We start from the raw sequence: 21367 nt of genomic DNA on the forward strand, positions 1-21367 counted from the left end.
TCCCCGGAGCAGGTCGAGAACGCGGCGGAGATCGGCATGGAGCACAACCTCGGCCTCACCTGCGACCCGGTCGGCGGCCTGGTCCAGATCCCCTGCATCGAGCGCAACGGCATGGCCGGGGTGAAGGCGGTGACCGCGGCCCGGATGGCCATGCGCGGCGACGGCCGCCACCACGTCTCCCTGGACAAGGTCATCAAGACCATGAAGGAGACCGGCGCGGACATGAAGGTGAAGTACAAGGAGACCGCCCGCGGTGGCCTCGCCGTCAACGTCATCGAGTGCTGAGGGGGTGGCAAAGCGGTGCTCATCGACACGTTCGGTCGCGTCGCCACCGACCTTCGGGTCTCGCTCACCGACCGGTGCAACCTGCGCTGTACGTACTGCATGCCGGAAGAGGGCCTGCAGTGGCTGGCCAAGCCCGGCCTGCTCACCGACGACGAGATCGTCCGGCTGATCCGCATCGCGGTCACCGGCCTGGGCATCACCGAGGTCCGCTTCACCGGGGGCGAACCGCTGCTGCGGCCCGGCCTCGTGGGCATCGTCGAGCGCTGCGCCGCCCTCGAACCCCGCCCTCGGATGTCGCTGACCACCAACGGCATCGGGCTGCAGCGCACCGCCCAGGCGCTGAGGAACGCGGGCCTGGACCGGGTCAACGTCTCGCTGGACACCCTGCGCCCGGACGTCTTCAAGGCCCTGACCCGCCGAGACCGCCACCGGGACGTGCTGAAGGGCCTGGAAGGGGCCCGCGCCGCGGGTCTCACCCCGGTCAAGGTCAACGCCGTACTGATGCCCGGCCTCAACGACGACGAGGCGCCCGACCTTGCTCGCCTGGGCCGTGGACAACGGCTACGAGCTCCGCTTCATCGAGCAGATGCCGCTGGACGCCCAGCACGGCTGGAAGCGCGACGCGATGATCACCGCAGGCGACGTTCTTCAGAGCCTGCGCACCCGCTTCACCCTCACCCCCGAGCCGGACGAGGCCCGCGGCTCCGCGCCCGCCGAGCGCTGGATCGTCGACGACGGCCCGGTCCGGGTGGGCGTCATCGCCTCCGTCACCCGGCCCTTCTGCCGCGCCTGCGACCGCACCCGGCTCACGGCCGACGGCCAGGTGCGCACCTGCCTGTTCGCGAGCGAGGAGTCCGATCTGCGCGAGGCGTTGCGTTCCGGGGCGCCCGACGAGGAGATCGCGCGGCTGTGGCAGACGGCGATGCGGGGCAAGAAGGCCGCATCCGGGCTCGACGACCCGTCCTTCCTGCAGCCCCAGCGGCCGATGTCGGCGATCGGCGGCTGACGCCACCCGGACGTCGAGCGGCACGACGTCCCCGAGGAAGCGGACGCCCACAGGATTCAACACTTCGGCCACCAGCACGTACAGAACCGGGAGCAACGCATGGGACGGGTCACCGAGCGACGGCGCGTGCTGCGCATTCGGGACGGTGTGGTGAGCACCCGCCCGGACACACTGGTCGCCGAGGAACCACTGGAGATCCGGCTGAACGGCAAGCCGCTGGCGATCACCATGCGCACGCCAGGCGACGACTTCGCGCTGGCTGCCGGATTCCTGGTGAGCGAGGGCGTCCTCGGCCACGCCGAGGACGTGGCGAACATCGTGTACTGCGCGGGCGCCACGAATGACGGTTCGAACACGTACAACGTCGTCGACGTGCAGCTCGCCCCCGGCGTGCCGGTGCCCGACATCACGCTCGAGCGGAACGTGTACACCACCTCCTCCTGCGGGCTGTGCGGCAAGGCCAGCCTGGAGGCCGTGCGGACCACCGCCCGCGGGCCGATCTCCGACGTCCCCCCGGTCCGGGTCGCCCCCGAGCTGCTGGCCGCCCTGCCCGACCGACTGCGGGCCGCGCAACGGGTGTTCGACCGGACCGGCGGCCTGCACGCCGCCGGACTGTTCTCGCCCGAGGGCGAACTGCTGGACCTGCGGGAGGACGTGGGCCGTCACAACGCCGTCGACAAGCTGATCGGCCGCGCGCTCCAGTCCGGCGAACTGCCGCTGTCCCGGTGCATTTTGCTGGTGTCCGGGCGGGCGTCCTTCGAGCTGGCCCAGAAGGCGGTCATGGCAGGCATCCCGGTACTGGCCGCGGTCTCGGCACCGTCCTCCCTCGCGGTGGACCTGGCGGCGGAGACCGGGCTCACACTCATCGGCTTCTTGCGCGGCAGCTCCATGAACGTGTACGCGGGCGAGCAGCGCCTCGACCTGCGGGCCGCGGCCGCAGCGCCGGGCGTCGCACCGGCGACATCGACGTCCTCGACACGAGCCGCACCACAGAAGCAGAACTCGGGCGTACATCCGACATCCGGCACGCCACGGCAGCCGGAAGGGGGGCTCGCGACGTGAGCCAGTACGTGACCCGGCTCGGCAGGCGCCGCGGCCCCGCCTCCAAAACCCTCTCCGGCCCGCCCCGATTGCCACTTTCCGGCCCCCATCGCCGCCCCCGCCGCGTCGCGATGCTCAGCGTGCACACTTCCCCGCTGCATCAGCCGGGCACGGGCGACGCCGGCGGCATGAACGTGTACATCGTCGAGCTGGCCAAGCGGCTTGCCACGATCGACGTCGAGGTGGAGATCTTCACCCGCGCCACCTCCGCCGCGCTCCCGCCCGTTGTCGAGCTTGCGCCCGGTGTCCTCGTGCGGCACGTCGACGCGGGGCCGTACGAGGGGCTGGCCAAGGAGGACCTACCGGCCCAGTTGTGCGCCTTCACGCACGGCGTGATGCAGGCCTGGGCGGGCCACCGCCCCGGTCACTACGACCTGGTCCACTCGCACTACTGGCTCTCCGGCCATGTCGGCTGGCTCGCCGCCGAACGGTGGGGCGTCCCGCTCGTGCACGCCATGCACACCATGGCCAAGGTCAAGAACGCCGCCCTCGCCGGGGGCGACACCCCCGAACCCGCCTCCCGCGTCCTCGGTGAGACGCAGGTCGTCCGGGCCGCCGACCGGCTGATAGCCAACACCGAGAAGGAGGCGGAGGAGCTGCTCCGCCACTACGACGCCGACACCGGCCGGGTCGCCGTCGTCCACCCAGGGGTCGACCTGGAGCGCTTCCGGCCCGTCGCCTCCGGCGTCGAGGCCGGTCGGGCTGCGGCCCGCGCCCGCCTCGGGCTGCCGCAGGACGCGCTCGTCCCCCTCTTCGCGGGCCGCATACAGCCGTTGAAGGCGCCGGACGTCCTGCTGTTCGCCGTGGCCCGGCTGTTGGAGGAGCGGCCCCAGTTGCGTGAGCGGATCGTAGTGCCGGTCATCGGCGGGCCGAGCGGCAGCGGTCTCGCCAAGCCGGAGGGGCTGCAGAAGCTGGCGGCCAGGCTCGGCATTGGCGACGTCGTGCTGTTCCGGCCGCCGGTGGGCCAGGAACAGCTCGCCGACTGGTATCGGGCGGCATCGGTCCTGGTCATGCCGTCCCACAGCGAGTCCTTCGGCCTGGTGGCCATCGAGGCACAGGCCTGTGGCACCCCGGTGATCGCGGCCGAGGTCGGCGGCCTGCCGGTGGCAGTACGGGACGGGACGAGCGGCGTGCTCGTAGCGGGGCATGATCCGGTGGACTACGCGCGGGCGTTGTACGGCTTCGCCGACGACCCGGCGCTCTCCGTCCGGATGGGTGAGGCCGCTGCACGGCACGCCCGGTCCTTCGGCTGGGACACGGCTGCGACGGCGACGGCAGACGTGTACATGCAGGCGATGCACGAGCGTCGTGTGCGGTGTGAAGGCGCTGCGTGCCGAGCCCAGGAGGAAGCCGGCTCCCACGGGTGAGGAGACGGCGGACCCGGCGACGAACGGGGGCCGGACGATGGCGCGCGCACGGCCGAGGCCATGGCCGATGCGCAGGCCGCGCACTGAACTGGCGGAGCGGGGCGATTTCCGGGGCGAAAGCCGGCGCAGGGCCGCGTCCGGGCCCCCGTGTTCCCGTCGGCGGATCCGGCCGAGCCGATCCTGCCGGAGCCGACCTCTTGACCCCCGGCGCTCCCTCCCTGATGATCGGTTGCGCATAGCGATATATGTATCTTATTAGGCAACAGTGCGGGAGGGTTTCCCGCTCGAGGAGTAACTCATGGCTCATGAGGTTCGTGCCGTCGTCGCCCTGAAGAAGGGCGCACCGGTCTCCGTCGAGACGATCGTCGTCCCCGACCCCGGTCCGGGTGAGGCGCTGGTCAAGATCGAGGCGTGCGGCGTCTGCCACACCGACCTCCACTACCGGGAGGGCGGCATCAACGACGACTTCCCCTTCCTGCTGGGGCACGAGGCGGCCGGCCGCGTCGAGGCCGTCGGCGAGGGAGTCACCGGCCTCGAGCCGGGCGACTTCGTCATCCTCAACTGGCGTGCTGTCTGCGGCCAGTGCCGGGCCTGCAGCAAGGGCAAGCCCTGGTACTGCTTCTCCACTCACAACGCGACGCAGCCGATGACGCTGCTCGACGGCACCCCCCTCTCACCCGCACTCGGCATCGGCGCCTTCGCGGAGAAGACGCTGGTGGCCGCGGGCCAGTGCACCAAGGTGGACCCGGCGGCCCCGGCGGCCGCCGCCGGCCTGCTCGGATGCGGCGTCATGGCGGGCTTCGGCGCGGCCGTGAACACCGGCGCCGTCGGCCGCGGGGACTCCGTCGCCGTCATCGGCTGCGGCGGAGTGGGAATGGCCGCCGTCGCGGGGGCGAAGCTCGCCGGCGCGAGCAAGGTGATCGCCGTCGACGTCGACCAGCGCAAGCTGGAGCGGGCCCTGAGCATGGGCGCCACCCACACCGTCGACGGCACGACGGCAGACGTCGTGGAGGCGGTGCGCGAGCTGACCGGAGGTTTCGGTGCGGACGTGGTCGTCGAGGCAGTCGGCCGCCCCGAGACCTACAAGCAGGCCTTCTACGCCCGCGACCTGGCCGGCACGGTCGTCCTGGTCGGCGTTCCCACCCCGGAGATGACGGTAGAACTGCCGCTGCTCGACGTCTTCGGGCGCGGCGGCTCGCTGAAGTCCAGCTGGTACGGCGACTGCCTGCCCTCGCGCGACTTCCCGGCCCTCATCGACCTGTACCTGGGAGGGCGTTTCGACCTGGACGCCTTCGTCTCCGAGACCATCGGCCTCGGCGACGTGGAGGAGGCGTTCGAGAAGATGCACCGCGGTGAGGTGCTGCGTTCCGTGGTGGTGCTGTGATGGCCGGCGCACCCCGTATCGAACACCTCGTCACCAGCGGGACGTTCAGCCTCGACGGCGGCACCTGGGACGTCGACAACAACGTCTGGATCGTCGGCGACGACGACGAGGTCGTCGTCATCGACGCCGCGCACGACGCCGGCGCCGTCCTGGCGGCCGTCGGCGACCGCCGCCTGTCGGCAGTCGTGTGCACCCACGCGCACAACGACCATGTGAACGCGGCGCCGGACGTCGCGGACGCCACGGGCGCGCCCATCCTCCTGCACCCCGACGACCAGGTGCTGTGGACGATGGCGCACCCGAACCGGCGGCCCGACGGCCCGCTCGCCGACGGCGACGAACTCAAGGTGGCGGGCATCGGCCTGCGCGTCCTCCACACGCCCGGGCACGCTCCGGGCGCCGTGTGCCTGTACGCACCCGAACTGGGAGCACTGTTCAGCGGCGACACGCTGTTCGCGGGAGGGCCCGGCGCGACCGGGCGCTCCCACAGCGACTTCGGCACGATCATCGCCTCGATCGGTGACCGGCTGCTGACGCTCCCCGGTGAGACGGTCGTCCACACCGGACACGGCGAGACGACCAGCATCGCCGCGGAAGCACCGCACCTGCAGGAGTGGGCGGCCCGCGGCTGGTGAGACGGGCACGGCCATGCCCCGCCGGGGCTCTCGACTTGCGGCCGCGCCCTTGCGGGCGGACCCGCGGACGAGAGCCCCGGCCCTGCCGTCCCACTGCCGAGGAACATCCGACCGCCTGCTCACTGGACGAACCGCTGTGTACGACGCCGCCCCGCTGGCCCGCTTCGGCTCCCTCGTCGCCGCCGATCTGCGTGATGTGACCAGTGATCCCGCAGCCCTGGACTCCGCCGGCTTCTGGGCGGTGGTCGCCGACTTCGAAGGCGCTCTGGTGTGCGCCCGCTTCGGGGACGCACGCAGGGCGCCGGTGCCCGCCCCCCGGGCCTGGCAGGGCCCGGCGCCCGCCGACTGGACCTCCTCCCTGGACCGCACCGCCTACACCGCGGGGGTGCGGCGCATCCGCGAGCACATCGCCGCAGGCGAGGTCTACCAGGCCAATCTGTGCCGGGTGCTGTCCGCGCCGCTGCCCGACCCCGAGACGGCCGATGTCGACGAGCTGACCGCCCTGCTGGCCCGCGGCAATCCCGCTCCGTACGCCGGTACGGTCCGGCTGCCGGCCCACGGCGTCGAGGTCGCCACGGCCTCGCCCGAGCTGTTTCTGCGGCGCGACGGCCGGAGCGTCGAGTCCGGGCCGATCAAGGGCACCGGCCGGACGGCGGACGACCTGCTGGAGAAGGATCACGCCGAGAACGTGATGATCGTGGACCTGGTCCGCAACGACCTCGGCCGGGTCTGCGCCACCGGATCGGTGACCGTCCCGGCGCTGTGTACGCTCGAGCAGCATCCGGGCCTGGTCCACCTGGTCTCCACTGTGCGCGGCGAGTTGGAGCAGGGGGCGGGCTGGCCGGAGCTGCTGGCCGGTACGTTCCCTCCCGGTTCCGTCACGGGCGCGCCCAAGTCCAGCGCGCTGCGCATCATCGAGGCGCTGGAGACGGCGCCCCGCGGGCCGTACTGCGGCGGCATCGGCTGGGTCGACGCCGACCGCAGGACCGGCGAACTGGCCGTGGGCATCCGCACCTTCTGGATCGACCGTTCCGCTCCCGCAGGGCCGGCGCTGCGCTTCGGCACCGGCGCCGGAATCACCTGGGGATCCGAGCCGGAGCGGGAGTGGGCGGAGACCGAGCTGAAGGCCTCCCGGCTGCTGGCTCTGGCGTCGGAGCCGCATCAGGGGCCGCAGGCCCTGCAGGTGCGGACGGAGGCCGGCGGCAGCGCGACGCATGCCACGTTGACTTCTCCTCCGCGGTGCTGACAGCGGTAGTCCGCAGGCTCGTTGCGTGCCTGGCCACTGTTCCTCCCCGTGCCACGAGGCAACCATGTGTTGCATATTGCGCATCTCGGTGCGCAAAAGGAAACCTCGAAAAGAGCTGCGGCCCGTCCTCCGGACGCCTTGACAAGGGTTCGGGGCCGCCCGCAAACTGGCGTTGCGTTAACCGCAATCCGTTTCGCTATACGCACCGAGGTGTCATGATGATTCCCGTGTGCCGTCTCGTGGATCTGCCGCGAGGCGAGGCCTGCCGGCTCGACATCGATCCGCCGGTTTCGGTGTTCCACACCGACGACGGCGAGGTCTTCGCCATTGATGACACCTGCACCCACCAGGACGCCTCGCTCGCCGACGGCTGGCTGGAGGGCTGCGAGGTGGAATGCCCGCTGCATGCCTCCAAGTTCGACCTCCGGACCGGAGCCGTCGACGCTCCGCCGGCAAAGCGCCCGGTCCGCACGCACGAGGTCGTCATCGAGGACGGCGTGATCCATGTGCAGCTGTCCACCGACGCCCCCAACCTGCCGCCCTGCATCGCGTCTCGGCTCGCGGGGGGTCTCACGTGAGGACAGTGGCTGTGGTGGGTGCCTCGCTGGCCGGTCTGTCGGCGGCGCGCTCGTTGCGGAAGCAGGGATACGACGGGCGGCTGGTCATCGTCGGCGACGAACAGCACCGCCCGTACGACAGGCCGCCACTGTCCAAGGAATTCCTGTCCGGCGGCATCGGTGAAGCCGATCTTGCGCTGGAGTCGGACGACGAGGACTTGCAGGCGGAGTGGCTGCTCGGCGCCCGCGCCACCGGACTCGACAGCGCGGACCGCGCCGTGCGCCTCGCCGACGGCCGAGAGGTCCGGGCCGACTGGAGCGGCCCGACGCGGCCGTGGCCACGCTGCTGTCGTCGGGTGCGGCGGAGCCGGGCGTGCCCCGGCCGCCGTACTTCTGGTCGGACCAGTACGGCGTGAAGATCCAGTTCGCCGGCCATGCGGCCGGTGCCGACAGTGTGACCGTCGAGGAAGGCGCTCCGGGCGACCGCAGTTTCCTGGCCGTCTACCGGCGTGCCGGGCATCCGGTCGCCGTGCTCGCGATGAACCGGACAAGGCTGTTCATGCGTTGGCGCAAGCAGCTCACCGGCGCATCGTGAGGGCGTCCTTCGTTCATGAGCCCCCGGGAGCAAGGCAGTCGCAGCAGCGGCGGGTCCGCGGGCGTCGGACGACCGGGCCGTCGACCGCGGCGCGCGGTTTCACCCCAGGTGGCCCATTCGATGGCTGATCTCATCCGCGCCCCGGACCAGTGCCGGAGCGAGCTCGTGCATGCGCTCCTCGGTGAGCCGGTACACGGGTCCGGAGGCGCTGAGTGCCGCGATGACCTCTCCGTTGCGGTTGCGGATCGGTGCGGCCATGGCGTGGAGCCCCAACTCCATCTCCTCCAAGGTCCAGGAGTAGCCGCGCTTGTGCGCCTCGGCGAGATTCTTCTCGAGTTTCGTCTTCGCGGTGAGAGTGTGCGGGGTCATCTTTTTCAGCCCGGTCTCGGACAGCAGCGCGGCCCGCTCCTTGGGGGGCATGTGGGCCAGCAGGATTTTACCGCTGGAGGTGGCGTGCAGCGGGGTCAGCTGGCCGACCCAGTTGTGCGCGGTGACGGCACCTCGGCCGCGCACCTGGTGGAGGTTGATCGCGTAGTGCTCCTGCATCACGGCGAGGTTGACGGTCTCACCGAATTCATCGGCGAGACGCACGCAGACCGGGCGGCTCTGCTGGATGATGTCGATCCCTCCCGTGGCCGCGCCGGCGAGGCGTACGAGGCCGAAACCGAGGCGGTACTTGCCGCGCTCACCGGCCTGCTCCACCAGGCCCCGCGCTTCCAGCGCGCCCAGCAGGCGAAACGCCGTGGACTTGTGCACATCTATCTCGGCGGCCACCTCGCTGACCCCGGCCTCACCGCGCTGGGCCAGGATTTCCAGCACGCTGATGGCGCGGTCGACGGACTGTACCCCACCGGTCTGCGAACCCGCCGTTTCGTTATCCGGACTGTAGTTGCTCATGGTGAGACCATACCGGTCGGTAAAAAACAACAGCAGCGGCAGCCGTCACAGGGTGACGCACCCCTCCTTAGTTGTTTAAATCGCAACTTGGTGCGTATAGCGCTACTTCTACGAGTAGGCCGCGCCCATCTGCGGCGTGAGCGGGACGAGGTGCCATGGCTTCACCGCAGCACTACTTCGGCATCGGCGACGGATCGGCCGGCAGCCCGCCGGCCGACCGGCTCTCCGTCGAGACCGCCCTGCACCGGGACGACGGGCGCTGATCGGCCGCCCGTCGCCGCCCCGGTCGGCAGGCGCATGCATGAAGCGCAGAGGTCGCGTGTGATTCCCGGAAGCGGGTCGGGCGCGTGGTGAGCGGTGACCACTTCCGTGCGCTGATGCGCACCGTCCGTTACGAGGTGCTGCCCGCGAAGGGGGTCGAGGGCAAGGTCATCGCCCATGTCCCGCGCGATGTCGTCGTCACCGTGACGGCGTCGCCGGTCAAGGGCCTGGAGCCGACGCTCGACCTCGCCACCCGGCTCGCGGCGCACGGCTACCGCGTCGTCCCGCACGTGCCCGCGCGGCTGCTGCGGGACGATGCGCACCTGAAGGATGTCGTCGACCGGCTCCGGGGGGCCGGCGTCGACGACGTCTTCGTCCCGGCGGGCGACGCGGATCCGCCGGTCGGGGTCTATGACGGGGCGCTGCCGGTGCTGCGCAGGCTGAGCGAGTTGGGCAGCCCCTTCGATCATGTCGGCATCACCGGTTATCCCGAGAGTCACCCGCTCATCCACGACGACCTCACTGTTCAGGCGATGTGGGACAAGCGGGCGCACGCCACGTACATCGTCAGCAACATGTGCTTCGACCCGCGCCTGCTGGCTGACTGGGTCGGCCGGATACGCCGCCGCGATGTCACCCTGCCCGTCCACGTCGGCGTCGCGGGGCCCGTGCAGCGCGCGAAACTGCTGTCCATGGCGGCGAAGATCGGCGTGGGGGAGTCGGCCCGCTTTCTGACCAAGCACACCTCGTGGTTCCTGCGTTTCGCGGCACCCGGCGGCTACTCGCCCGAGCGACTGCTCGCCCGCAGTGGCGAGGTGCTCACCGCACCCTCGTCGGGCGTGGCCGGCCTGCACCTGTTCACTTTCAATCAGATCGCCGAGACCGAGCGGTGGCGCTGCGCTTTGCTCGACCGGATGACCGGATGACGGTTGAGCGGCGCCTCGGCTGCTACCGGGGTGGGGCGGGTCACGCCGGGGGCTCGCCTCTGCCTTTTGAGCAGCCTGCGCCCTCTTTCTGTCCGCGGCCAGACCGACGCCTGGATCGAGCAGGGTGTGGGACGGCTTCCTCCCCGGTTCTCCGCGCCGCCGGCGAGCGCCGGCACGCGAGCGACCCGGCGCCCCGCGGGCCCGGCAGGTTGCGTCGGCAGCCCGCCGGGCCCGCCTGCGTTCCGTCCTGTTTCCCGACGTCACGACCCCTTGACACTCCTCACTGTGACAGGCACATTGAGTTGCGCAACACGAATCCTGTTGCGCAGAAAGCAACTGAATTGCTTTTGAGTCGGAGGTGCGGCGATGGCGGGACCCCGGGTGGTCATCATCGGAGCGGGCGTCGTGGGAGCGGCACTTGCCGATGAGATCTCCGCGCGAGGCTGGACCGAAGTGACCGTGGTCGACCAGGGTCCGTACCCTGCCACGGGGGGCTCCTCGTCACACGCCCCGGGCCTGGTCTTCCAGACGAACTCCTCCAAGGCCATGACCGAGTTGGCCCGCTACACCGTCGAGAAGTTCTGCTCGCTCGACGTCGACGGCCGCCCCTGTTTCCTGCAGGTCGGCGGCCTCGAAGTGGCGACCACTCCCGAGCGCGTCGCGGAACTCCAGCGCCGCCACGGCTGGCTCACCGCCTGGGGCATCGAGAGCCGGCTGCTGAGTTCTGAGGAGTGCGTCGAACAGCACCCGCTCGTGAACCCGGACAAGGTCCTCGGAGGTCTCCTGATCCCGACCGACGGCCTTGCCAAGGCCGTCCTCGCCGTCGAGGCGCAGATCCGGCGGGCCACCGAGCGCGGCGTGCGCCTCCTCGCCCGCCACGAGGTTCTCGACATCCGCACCGAGGGCGACCGCGTGACCGCAGTCGTCACCGACCAGGGGGAGATCCCCGCCGACATCGTGGTGTGCTGCGCCGGGATCTGGGGTCCGAAGATCGCCCGCATGGTCGGCATGAACCTCCCGCTGACTCCGCTGGCCCACCAGCTGGCCTGGACCGGCCCGGTACCGGCCCTTGCGGGCCAGACGCAGGAGGCGGTGCGTCCGATCCTGCGCCACCAGGACGCGGACCTGTACTACCGCGACCGTTTCGACGGGCTCGGCATCGGCTACTACGGCCACCGTCCGATGCCCGTCGACGCGGACGACATCCTGTCCGTGGACGAGGCCGACGAGATGCCGTCGGTGCTGAAGTTCACCGAGGACGACTTCGCCGAGGCGTGGACCGAGACGCAGGCCCTGCTGCCCGCGACGAAGGAGGCCGAGGTCGAGGAGGGCATCAACGGCCTGTTCTCCTTCACCACCGACGGACTGCCCCTGCTGGGCGAGTCCCCGGATGTGAAGGGCTTCTGGGTCGCGGAGGCCGTGTGGGTCACCCACTCCGCCGGCGTGGGGCGGGCCGTCGCCGAATGGCTCGTCGACGGTCACTGCTCGTCCTTCGACCTGCACGAGTGCGACGTCAACCGCTTCGAACCGCACCAGCTGGCTCCCGAGTACGTCCTGGCCCGCGACTGCCAGAACTTCGTCGAGGTCTACGACATCCTCCACCCCCTCCAGCCGGCCGCGGACCCTCGGCCGATCCGCACCAGCCCCTTCTACTCCCGCCAGCAGGAGCACGGCGCCTTCTTCCTGGAGGCGAACGGCTGGGAGCGCCCGCACTGGTACGAGGCCAACGCCGGGCTGGTGGAAGGCCGCACCATCCCCACCCCGAACGACTGGGCCGCGCAGTACTGGTCGCCGATCGTCGGCGCCGAGGCCCAGGCCACCCGCGAGACCGTCGCCATGTACGACATGACGGCCCTCAAGCGCCTCGAGGTCACCGGTCGCGGTGCCGCCGCCTTCCTGGAACGGCTGTCCACCGGAAAGGTCGACAAGTCCGTCGGCTCGGTGACATACACCCTGCTCCTCGACCAGGACGGCGGCATCCGCAGCGACATCACCGTCGCCCGGCTCGCCCGCGACCGCTTCCAGGTCGGCGCCAACGGCAACCTCGACCTCGACTGGTTCACCCGTCACCTGCCTGCCGACGGCTCGGTCCAGGTCCGCGACATCACGGCCGGCACCTGCTGCATCGGCCTGTGGGGTCCCAAGGCGCGTGAGGTCCTCCAGCCGCTCGCCGACCAGGACTTCTCAGGCGACGGCCTGAAGTACTTCCGCGCCAAGCGCGCCCACATCGGCAGCGTCCCGGTCACCGCGTGGCGCCTGTCGTACGTCGGTGAACTCGGCTGGGAGATCTACACCACCGCCGACATGGGCCCAAAACTGTGGGACACCCTGTGGGCGGCGGCCGAGCCGCTCGGCGGCATCATCGCCGGCCGAGGCGCCTTCAACAGCCTGCGCCTGGAGAAGGGCTACCGCTCCTTCGGCACGGACATGACCTACGAGCACGACCCCTACGAGGCCGGCGTCGGTTTCGCCGTCAAGCTCGACAAGGACGACTTCATCGGCAAGGCGGCGCTGGAGCGGCGCAAGGCCGACGTCCGGCGCAAGCTGACCTGCCTCACCATCGACGACCCGCACGCCGTCGTCATGGGCAAGGAGCCGGTGTACGACGGCGACCGCCCCGTCGGCTATGTCACCAGCGCCGCCCACGGCTACACGATCGGCAAGGGCATCGCCTACGCATGGCTCCCCGCCGAACTCGCCACACCGGGCCGGACCCTGCACATCGGCTACTTCGACCAGCGAGTCGAGGCGGCCGTCGCCGAGGAGCCCCTGTTCGACCCGACCATGTCCCGCCTCCGTGGCTGACCGCAGGGAAGGAACACCGCCGGTGACCGCACAACTGCTCGACGGAAAGGCGACCGCCGCCACGATCCGCAGCGAACTCGCCGAACGCGTGGCCAAGCTGACCACCACCGAGGGACGCCCACCGGGGCTCGGCACCGTCCTGGTCGGCGACGACCCCGGCAGCCGCGCCTACGTGGCCGGCAAACACCGCGACTGCGCCCAGGCCGGGATCGCCTCGATCCGCCGCGAGCTGCCCGCCGACGCCACGCAGCAGCAGGTCGAGGACGTGATCGACGAGCTCAACGCCGACCCGGCCTGCACCGGCTACATCATCCAGCTCCCGCTACCGCGCCACCTGGACGCGGGCGCCGTCCTGGAGCGCATGGACCCGGCCAAGGACGCCGACGGCCTGCACCCCGTCAGCCTCGGCCGGCTCGCCCTCGGTGTCGAGGCCCCGCTGCCCTGCACCCCGCGCGGCATCGTCGAACTGCTCCGCCGCAACGACGTGCCCCTCGCGGGAGCGCGGGTGTGCGTGATCGGACGGGGCATCACGGTCGGACGTCCCCTCGGACTGCTGCTCACCCGCCGGTCCGAGAACGCCACCGTGACCCTGTGCCACACCGGCACCAAGGGACTGGCCTGGCACGTACGCGAGGCGGACATCGTCGTAGCGGCCGCCGGCTCACCCGGGCTGATCACCAAGGACATGCTGCGCCGCGGCGCAGCCGTCCTGGACGTCGGTATCACCCGCACCGATGACGGGCTGGTCGGCGATGTGCACCCGGACGCGGCCACGGTCGCCGGGTGGCTCGCGCCGATGCCCGGGGGAGTGGGACCCATGACCCGAGCCATGCTGCTCGCCAACGTCGTCGAGGCCGCCGAGAGGAACGCGAACGCCGTATGAACGCGCTGAACACCCCCCTCGCGGAGCTCGACCCCGAGGTACATGCCGCGCTCCGCGCCGAACTGCACCGTCAGCAGTCCACGCTCGAGATGATCGCATCCGAGAACTTCGCGCCCACCGCCGTGATGGAGGCCCAGGGCTCGGTCGCGACCAACAAGTACGCCGAGGGCTACCCCGGCCGCCGCTACTACGGCGGCTGCGAACACGTCGACGTCACCGAGCGGTTGGCCATCGAGCGGATCAAGTCCCTCTTCGGCGCCGCCTTCGCCAACGTCCAGCCGCACTCGGGCGCCCAGGCGAACACCGCCGTCTTCTTCGCGCTGCTCCAGCCGGGCGACACGATCCTCGGGCTCGACCTCGCCCACGGCGGGCACCTCACCCACGGCATGCGCATCAACTACAGCGGCAAGATGCTCAACGTCGTGCCGTACCACGTGGCCGAGGCGGACAACCTCGTCGACATGGACGAGGTCGAGCGCCTCGCCAAGGAACACCGCCCAAAGATGATCATCGCGGGCTGGTCGGCGTACCCGCGGCAGCTGGACTTCGCAGCCTTCCGCCGGATCGCCGACGAGGTGGGCGCCCTGCTGATGGTCGACATGGCCCACTTCGCCGGCCTGGTCGCCGCCGGACTGCACCCCAACCCGGTGCCGCACGCCCACGTCACCACCACGACGACGCACAAGACGCTCGGCGGCCCCCGCGGAGGAGTCATCCTCACCAACGACGCCGATCTCGCCAAGAAGATCAACTCGGCGGTGTTCCCCGGTATGCAGGGCGGACCGCTGGAGCATGTCATCGCTGCGAAGGCAGTGTCGTTCAAGGTCGCCGCGTCACCCGAGTTCGCCGAACGCCAGGCCCGCACCCTCGCCGGTTCCCGCATCCTCGCCGAACGGCTCACCCGCCCCGATGCGGCGGCTGCCGGAGTGAAGGTCCTCACCGGCGGCACGGACGTCCACCTCGTCCTGGTCGACCTCCGCGCCTGCGAACTCGACGGCAAGCAGGCCGAAGACCTGCTCCACGAAATCGGCATCACCGTCAACCGCAACACCGTCCCCTTCGACCCGCGCCCGCCCATGGTGACCTCGGGACTGCGCATCGGCACCCCGGCGCTGGCCACCCGCGGCTTCACCGAAGAGGACTTCGCCGAAGTCGCCGACATCATCGCCCTGGCCCTCCAGCCCGAGCCCGACACCGCCGCCCTGCGCGCCCGCACCGAGGCGCTGGCCCTCAAGCACCCGCTCTACCCGCACCTGTCAGGAGACACCCGATGAGCCCCCGCACCCCGGGCGCCGACCTGCCCGACCACCCCGACTGGCTGTGGCGCACGCCCGAGCCGAAGCGGTCGTACGACGTGGTGATCGTCGGCGGGGGCGGCCACGGCCTGGCCACCGCCCACTACCTGGCGAAGAACCACGGCATCACCAATGTCGCCGTGCTGGAGAAGGGCTGGCTCGCGGGCGGCAACATGGCCCGCAACACCACCATCATCCGCTCCAACTACCTGTGGGACGAGAGCGCGGGGATCTACGAGCACGCGCTGAAGCTGTGGGAAGGGCTGGCCGAGGAGCTCGACTACCCGATCCTGTTCTCGCAGCGCGGTGTACTCAACCTCGCGCACAGTCTCCAGGACGTGCGTGACAGTGTGCGCCGGGTGGAGGCCAACCGGCTCAACGGCGTCGACGCCGAATGGCTCGACCCGCAGCAGGTCAAGGACGTCTGTCCGATCGTCAACATCTCGCCGGACGTGCGCTATCCGGTGATGGGCGCCACCTACCAGCCCCGCGCCGGTATCGCCAAGCACGACCACGTCGCCTGGGGCCTGGCCCGCTCGGCCGACGCCGCCGGTATCGACATCATCCAGAACTGCGAGGTCACCGGCCTGGACGTGGTCGGCAACCGGGTGGTCGGCGTCCAGACCACCCAGGGCCCGATCGCGGCGGGCAAGGTGGCGCTCTGCTCGGCAGGCCACACCTCGGTCCTTGCCGCGATGGCCGGCATCGAGCTGCCGATCCAGAGCCACCCGCTGCAGGCCCTGGTCTCCGAACTTCTGGAGCCCGTGCACCCGACGGTCGTCATGTCCAACGCGGTGCACGTGTACGTCAGCCAGGCACACAAGGGCGAGCTGGTCATGGGCGCGGGCATCGACGCGTACAACTCCTACACCCAGCGCGGCGCCTTCCACATCATCGAAGAGCAGATGTCCGCGGCCCTGGAGCTCTTCCCCGTCTTCGCCCGCGCCCACGTCCTGCGCACCTGGGGCGGCATCGTCGACGTCAGCCCCGACGCCTCGCCGATCGTCGGCCTCAGCCCCGTCGACAACCTCTACCTCAACTGCGGCTGGGGCACCGGCGGCTTCAAGGCCACCCCCGGCGTCGGCTCGGTCTACGCCCACACCATCGCCCACGACACGCCTCACCCCCTCAACGCCCCCTTCTCGCTAGACCGTTTCACCACCGGCGCGCTCGTCGACGAGCACGGCGCGGCCGCGGTCGCTCACTAGGAGCCTGCCGATGATGCTCATTTCATGCCCCTGGTGCGGACCTCGTGACGAGGCCGAATTCCACTACGGCGGCCAGGCACACGTGCCCTACCCCGAGGACCCCGCGGCCCTGACCGACGAGGACTGGGCGCGCTACCTGTTCTTCCGCGACAACCCCAAGGGCCCGTTCGCCGAGCGCTGGAGCCACGCCGACGGCTGCCGCCGCTGGTTCAACGCCGTCCGGAACACGGCGACCAACGAGATCCTCGCCGTGTACCGGGCCGGCGAGCCGGAGCCGCACACCACCGCCTCCGCCGAGCCGCGTCCCGCGCCGACGGCCGGGGACAGGCCCGTCGACGGCGGCCAGGGGACACAGCCCACAGCAGGGGCCGGCAGCCGGCCCATGTTCTCCGGACGGACCGGGACGGCCGACGAGGTCACGACGACGACCACGCAGCCGTTCCGCCTGCCCTCCGGCGGCCGGGTGTCGCGGGACCGGCCGCTCACCTTCCGCTTCGACGGGGTGGAGTACGAGGGCTACCGGGGCGACACCCTCGCCTCCGCCCTCCTCGCCAACGGCATCATCCAGGCCGGCACGAGCATCAAGCTCGGCCGCCCGCGCGGCATCTTCTCCGCCGGCGTGGAGGAACCCAACGCCGTCGTCCAGATCGAGGCTCCCTTCCCCGAGCCGATGCTCCCGGCGACAGCCGTCGAACTCTACGACGGCCTGGTCGCGAGCAGCCTGCCCGGCCAGGGCCGCCTCGCCACCGAACCGGACCCCGCCCGCTACGACGCCGTCCACGCGCACTGCGACCTGCTCGTCGTCGGCGCCGGACCCGCCGGACTCGCCGCCGCGTCCGCCGCCGCCCGCAGCGGAGCCCGCGTCATCCTCGCCGACGACCAACCCGAACTCGGCGGCAGCCTGCTGAGCACAGGAGACCTCCTCGACTGGGCGGACGAGACCGGCCGCGAACTCGAAGCCGCTCCCGACGTACGTGTGCTGCGCCGCACCACGGTGTTCGGCTACTACGACGACAACCACCTCCTCGCCGTCGAGCGCCGCACCAACCACCTCGGCGCCGACGCCCCCGGGCACGTCTCCCGCGAGCGCATCTGGCGGATCCGCGCCCGGCGCGTCGTCCTCGCCACCGGAGCCCACGAGCGCTCGCTCGCCTTCGCGGACAACGACCGCCCCGGTGTGATGCTGGCCGCCTCTGCCCGCGCGTACGCGGGCCGCCACGGTGTTCTGCCCGGCCGCCGCGCCGTCGTCTTCACCACCAACGACAGCGCCTACGCCGCCGCCCTCCATCTCGCCGAGGCGGGCCTGCACATCGCCGCGATCGTCGACACCCGGTCCGAGCCGGGGGAGTGGGCCCGCCACGCCCGGGAAGCCGGGATCGAGGTGCTGACCGGACATGCCGTCACCGGCACCGAAGGCGACACGCGTCTCACCACGGTGAACGTCGCCCCCTACGGGGAGTCCACGGCACGCCGGGAGTTCGCCGTCGACCTGCTGCTGGTCTCCGGCGGCTGGAACCCCGTGGCCCACCTCTTCAGCCAGGCCGGCGGCAAGCTGCGCCACGACGACACGCTCGGCTCCTTCGTCCCCGACACCTGCCGCCAGGCCGTCGAGGTCGCGGGCAGCGCGAACGGCGTCCTCGACCTGGCCGGGGCTCTCGCACAGGGCGCCGCCGCCGGTGCCCGCGCCATCGAGGCCGAGGGCTACACCGGTGAGGCGCCCCGCCTTCCCGACGTGGCCGCCGTACCGCAGTCCCCGTCCATGCAGGTCTTCGCCGTCCCGGGCGCCGCCGGGGCACCTCGTTTCGTCGACCTGCAGCGCGACGTCACGGTCGACGATCTGGCGCGCGCGACCGGCGCCGGTCTGCGCTCGGTCGAGCACACCAAGCGCTACACCACGGCCGGCACCGCGGGCGACCAGGGCAAGACCTCCGGAGCCCTGGCGAGCGGCGTCGTCGCCGAACTCCTCGGCGTCGACATCTCCGCCCTCGGCACCACCACCTTCCGGCCGCCCTACACGCCGGTCTCCTTCGCGGCGCTCGCGGGCCGCGGCCGCGGCCCGCTGCTCGACCCGATCCGTACGACGCCCCTGCACGACTGGCACGTCGCGCACGGCGCCCTGCTCGAGAACGTCGGACAGTGGAAGCGCCCCTGGTACTACCCGCACGACGGCGAGGACATGCAGACCGCCGTGCTGCGCGAGTGCGCCGCCGCCCGCGAGGGCGTCGCCTTCATGGACGCCTCCACCCTCGGCAAGATCGACGTACAGGGCCCGGACGCCGGTGCCTTCCTCGACCTGCTCTACACCAACATGATGAGCACCCTGAAGGTCGGCATGATCCGCTACGGCGTGATGTGCCGCCCCGACGGAATGGTCTTCGACGACGGCACCGTCATCCGCCTGACGCCCGACCGTTTCCTGGTCACCACGACCACGGGCAACGCCGCCGCCGTGCTGGACTGGATGGAGGAGTGGCTCCAGACCGAGTGGCCGCAGCTGCGCGTGCACTGCACCTCGGTCACCGAACAGTGGGCAACCGTCGCACTGGTCGGCCCGAACTCCCGGGCGGTGCTGGGCGAACTCGCGCCGGCACTGGCGGTGGACAACGACAGCTTTCCCTTCATGGCATGGCGGGACACGACGGTCGCGGGCATCGAGGCCCGGGTGTGCCGGATCAGCTTCTCCGGCGAACTGGCCTACGAGATCAACGTCTCCCCGTGGCACGCGACCGCGCTGTGGGAGGCGCTGTACGAGGCGGGCCGGCCGTTCGGCATCACCCCGTACGGCACGGAGACGATGCACGTCCTGCGCGCCGAGAAGGGCTACCCCATCGTCGGCCAGGACACCGACGGCACAGTGACCCCGCAGGACCTCGGCATGAGCTGGGTGGTGTCCAAGAAGAAGCCCGACTTCATCGGCAAGCGCTCCCACGCCCGTGCCGACACCCACCGCCCCGACCGCAAGCACCTGGTCGGCCTGCTCCCCGAGGACCCCGGCACCTTCCTCCCCGAGGGCACGCACCTGGTCGCCGACAGTGTGCTGCCCGCCCCACCCGTCCCGATGCTCGGCCACGTCACCTCCAGCTACCACAGCGCCGCCCTCGGCCGGACCTTCGCCCTCGCCCTGGTCAAGGGCGGCCGGGACCGCATCGGAGAGCGGCTCTACGCCCCCGTGGGCGACCGACTGGTCCCGGTGACCGTCGCCAGCCCTGTTCTCTACGACCCCGAGGGAGCCCGCCGCGATGGCTGACACCGCCCTTCCCGTCCCGCTCCGAAGCCCCCTGACGGATGCCGCCGACCGCCTGGCCGCCGCGACCCGCGCTTCCCAGGGCGCGGTCCGGCTCGCCGAACTGCCCTTCCTGGCCCAGATCGACGTCCGTCTCGACGCCAAGGGAGCGGCAGCGGACGCCGTCGGGCTCGCGCTGGGTCTCCAACTGCCCCTCGAACCCAACACCGTCGTACGCGCCGGGGAGCTGACGGCCCTGTGGCTCGGCCCCGACGAGTGGCTGGTGGTCGGCCCGCCGGGCAGTCAGCAGGACCTTCAGAGCCGGATCCGCGGGGCCGCCGGTGAGGAACCCGTATCCGTCACCGACGTCTCCGCCCAGCGGACCACCCTCCTCGTCGCAGGCCCAGCCGCCCGCGACCTGCTGGCACACGGCTGCCCGCTCGATCTCCACCCGCGCACCTTCGAGCCCGGACGCTGCGCCCAGACCACCCTTGCCCGCGCCCAGGTTGTGCTGGTCGCCCGGGAGGAACCCAGGGCCGGTTTCTGGGTTCTGGTCCGTTCGTCCTTCGCCGGCTACCTGACGGACTGGCTGCTGGACGCGGCTGCGGAATGGACGGCCTGAGGCCCGGCGGGCTCGCACGGCGGAGCGCCGCGCAGCCGGCAGCAGGTCCGGCGACCGACCGCTGACTGCCGCACGACTCGCCGGTTCGATGGTGTGGCAGTTGCACAGTGCCATAGGGCCGGTGATGCGGTGAACCGCTCCGGGGCCGATGGAGCCTCGGACCCGGAGCGGCATAACCCGGACGTCGGGCCCGCCGGAATCCCCGAGGGCGGCCGTACCCGGCGATGGACGCCTCGTCGGAATCGCCCTTCGCCGTACCTGTCCGGCTGTCGCTCCGGACGGCGCCGGGAATGCTGTTCGTCGCCTCTGCGGACGGGCTGGGTGAGGGCATCAGGACCTGCCACGGAGTTCTTCTTCGCGGGGCCGCTGTCTGTCTGGGCGAGGAGACCGCCGGCCAGCGCCCCGCCCAGGGCAGCGGCTCCGACGAGCACGGCAAACGTGCGGCCCTTGCCTCGTGCCCTGGACGCGTGCCAAGTGGGTCGTCCAGGGGAGGCACCCACTCGGCGGCGATGAGGTCGCCGACCATGGTCTGCTCCAACCCGGCACCCGTCGCGCGGGTGGCCGCCGGGGCGGCAGGTGCCGTCTCAACGGGCTTTACGCCCAGTCTGGACAGCCGTTCCTGCTGCTCGGTCGTCAGCTGCGCCCAGGTGCCCGGCTGTTTCTGCCGCTGCAGCCGCCGTCCGATGTCATCACCGTCCATCAGCACGCCGGGTGCGATGCCGGGCAGGACGCCGCCGGGTTCGTCGGCGGCGAGGTCGGTGAGGACGCGGTGGTGGCGTTGCCAGTCAAGTGGCCATGGGCAGTTCCAGTCCGGGGCGATGGCCTCCAGCCGCTTCGCGCGTTCCGCGGCCCGTTCCGGGTCTTTGCCGAGGCCGCCTTTGCGTCGGAGGTCGGCCATGTGCTGTCCGATGGGCACGGGTTTGCCGCCGGCGGGGCCGTCCCAGACGGCGTCCTGGTGGCCTGTGTCGCCCGCGGACTAGTACTCCAGCAGGACTTTGGTGTCTGACCTGGGACGATGCCGGGCGGCTGGAGTGTAGCGGGCGGTAGTTAGTCAGGGGCGGTCTTGAAGAG

General features: G+C 71.2%; 15 protein-coding genes and 3 pseudogenes. 17 read left to right on the top strand and 1 reads right to left on the bottom strand.

The window, feature by feature from the left end:
* The 9 genes and pseudogenes from ACWD01_RS35505 to ACWD01_RS35545 form a co-directional block, all read left to right on the top strand.
* A partial coding sequence (locus ACWD01_RS35505) for an L-serine ammonia-lyase, iron-sulfur-dependent, subunit alpha (protein ID WP_451167890.1) occupies positions 1-285 on the top strand: 285 nt, incomplete at its 5' end.
* 15 nt (positions 286-300) lie between these two features.
* Positions 301-1291, top strand: a pseudogene (moaA, locus tag ACWD01_RS35510) (GTP 3',8-cyclase MoaA).
* Positions 1292-1390: 99 nt separating this feature from the next.
* Positions 1391-2227, top strand: a pseudogene (gene fdhD, locus ACWD01_RS35515) (formate dehydrogenase accessory sulfurtransferase FdhD); the annotation flags it as partial.
* Positions 2228-2349: 122 nt separating this feature from the next.
* A complete protein-coding gene (mshA, locus tag ACWD01_RS35520) occupies positions 2350-3759 on the top strand; it encodes a D-inositol-3-phosphate glycosyltransferase (protein ID WP_451167892.1) in 1410 nt (469 codons plus the stop codon).
* Between the two features lie 298 nt (positions 3760-4057).
* Entirely contained in the window at positions 4058-5143 is a 1086-nt protein-coding gene (locus tag ACWD01_RS35525) for an S-(hydroxymethyl)mycothiol dehydrogenase (RefSeq protein ID WP_451167894.1), read from the top strand.
* Positions 5143-5778, top strand: a complete 636-nt coding sequence (locus ACWD01_RS35530; RefSeq protein WP_451167895.1) for an MBL fold metallo-hydrolase — start codon at positions 5143-5145, stop codon at positions 5776-5778. The genes ACWD01_RS35525 and ACWD01_RS35530 overlap by 1 nt, the downstream gene beginning before the upstream one ends.
* A 136-nt stretch (positions 5779-5914) precedes the next feature.
* Positions 5915-7024, top strand: coding sequence for a chorismate-binding protein (locus ACWD01_RS35535; RefSeq protein ID WP_451167897.1), 1110 nt, complete (start codon positions 5915-5917; stop codon positions 7022-7024).
* A 215-nt stretch (positions 7025-7239) separates the two neighbouring features.
* Positions 7240-7602: a bifunctional 3-phenylpropionate/cinnamic acid dioxygenase ferredoxin subunit gene (locus ACWD01_RS35540; RefSeq protein WP_451167898.1), complete on the top strand. Its 363-nt coding sequence runs from the start codon at positions 7240-7242 to the stop codon at positions 7600-7602.
* Positions 7599-8176, top strand: a pseudogene (locus ACWD01_RS35545) (oxidoreductase C-terminal domain-containing protein). The gene ACWD01_RS35540 and the pseudogene ACWD01_RS35545 overlap by 4 nt, the downstream one beginning before the upstream one ends.
* A gap of 99 nt (positions 8177-8275) precedes the next feature.
* Here the strand turns inward: ACWD01_RS35545 and ACWD01_RS35550 are convergent.
* Entirely contained in the window at positions 8276-9073 is a 798-nt protein-coding gene (locus tag ACWD01_RS35550; RefSeq protein ID WP_451167900.1) for an IclR family transcriptional regulator, read from the bottom strand.
* Positions 9074-9450: 377 nt separating this feature from the next.
* Between ACWD01_RS35550 and ACWD01_RS35555 the strand changes: the two genes are divergently transcribed.
* The 8 genes from ACWD01_RS35555 to ACWD01_RS35590 all read left to right on the top strand — a co-directional run bounded on the left by ACWD01_RS35555 (position 9451) and on the right by ACWD01_RS35590 (position 21302).
* Positions 9451-10260: a 5,10-methylenetetrahydrofolate reductase gene (locus ACWD01_RS35555; protein WP_451167902.1), complete on the top strand. Its 810-nt coding sequence runs from the start codon at positions 9451-9453 to the stop codon at positions 10258-10260.
* Positions 10261-10626: 366 nt separating this feature from the next.
* On the top strand, positions 10627-13065 hold the full coding sequence (locus ACWD01_RS35560; protein ID WP_451167904.1) for a GcvT family protein: 2439 nt from the start codon (positions 10627-10629) through the stop codon (positions 13063-13065).
* Positions 13066-13087: 22 nt separating this feature from the next.
* Entirely contained in the window at positions 13088-13948 is an 861-nt protein-coding gene (locus ACWD01_RS35565) for a bifunctional methylenetetrahydrofolate dehydrogenase/methenyltetrahydrofolate cyclohydrolase (RefSeq protein ID WP_451167905.1), read from the top strand.
* Positions 13945-15222, top strand: a complete 1278-nt coding sequence (gene glyA / locus ACWD01_RS35570; protein ID WP_451167907.1) for a serine hydroxymethyltransferase — start codon at positions 13945-13947, stop codon at positions 15220-15222. The genes ACWD01_RS35565 and glyA overlap by 4 nt, the downstream gene beginning before the upstream one ends.
* On the top strand, positions 15219-16451 hold the full coding sequence (locus ACWD01_RS35575) for a sarcosine oxidase subunit beta family protein (protein ID WP_451167909.1): 1233 nt from the start codon (positions 15219-15221) through the stop codon (positions 16449-16451). Before glyA ends, ACWD01_RS35575 begins: the two co-directional genes overlap by 4 nt.
* A 10-nt stretch (positions 16452-16461) precedes the next feature.
* Positions 16462-19698: a sarcosine oxidase subunit alpha family protein gene (locus tag ACWD01_RS35580; protein ID WP_451167911.1), complete on the top strand. Its 3237-nt coding sequence runs from the start codon at positions 16462-16464 to the stop codon at positions 19696-19698.
* Positions 19691-20296: a sarcosine oxidase subunit gamma gene (locus ACWD01_RS35585; protein ID WP_451167912.1), complete on the top strand. Its 606-nt coding sequence runs from the start codon at positions 19691-19693 to the stop codon at positions 20294-20296. The genes ACWD01_RS35580 and ACWD01_RS35585 overlap by 8 nt, the downstream gene beginning before the upstream one ends.
* Positions 20297-20750: 454 nt before the next feature.
* Positions 20751-21302, top strand: coding sequence for a hypothetical protein (locus tag ACWD01_RS35590; RefSeq protein WP_451167914.1), 552 nt, complete (start codon positions 20751-20753; stop codon positions 21300-21302).
* Positions 21303-21367: the final 65 nt, after the last annotated feature.

This window comes from Streptomyces sp. NPDC002835, from assembly GCF_053591995.1.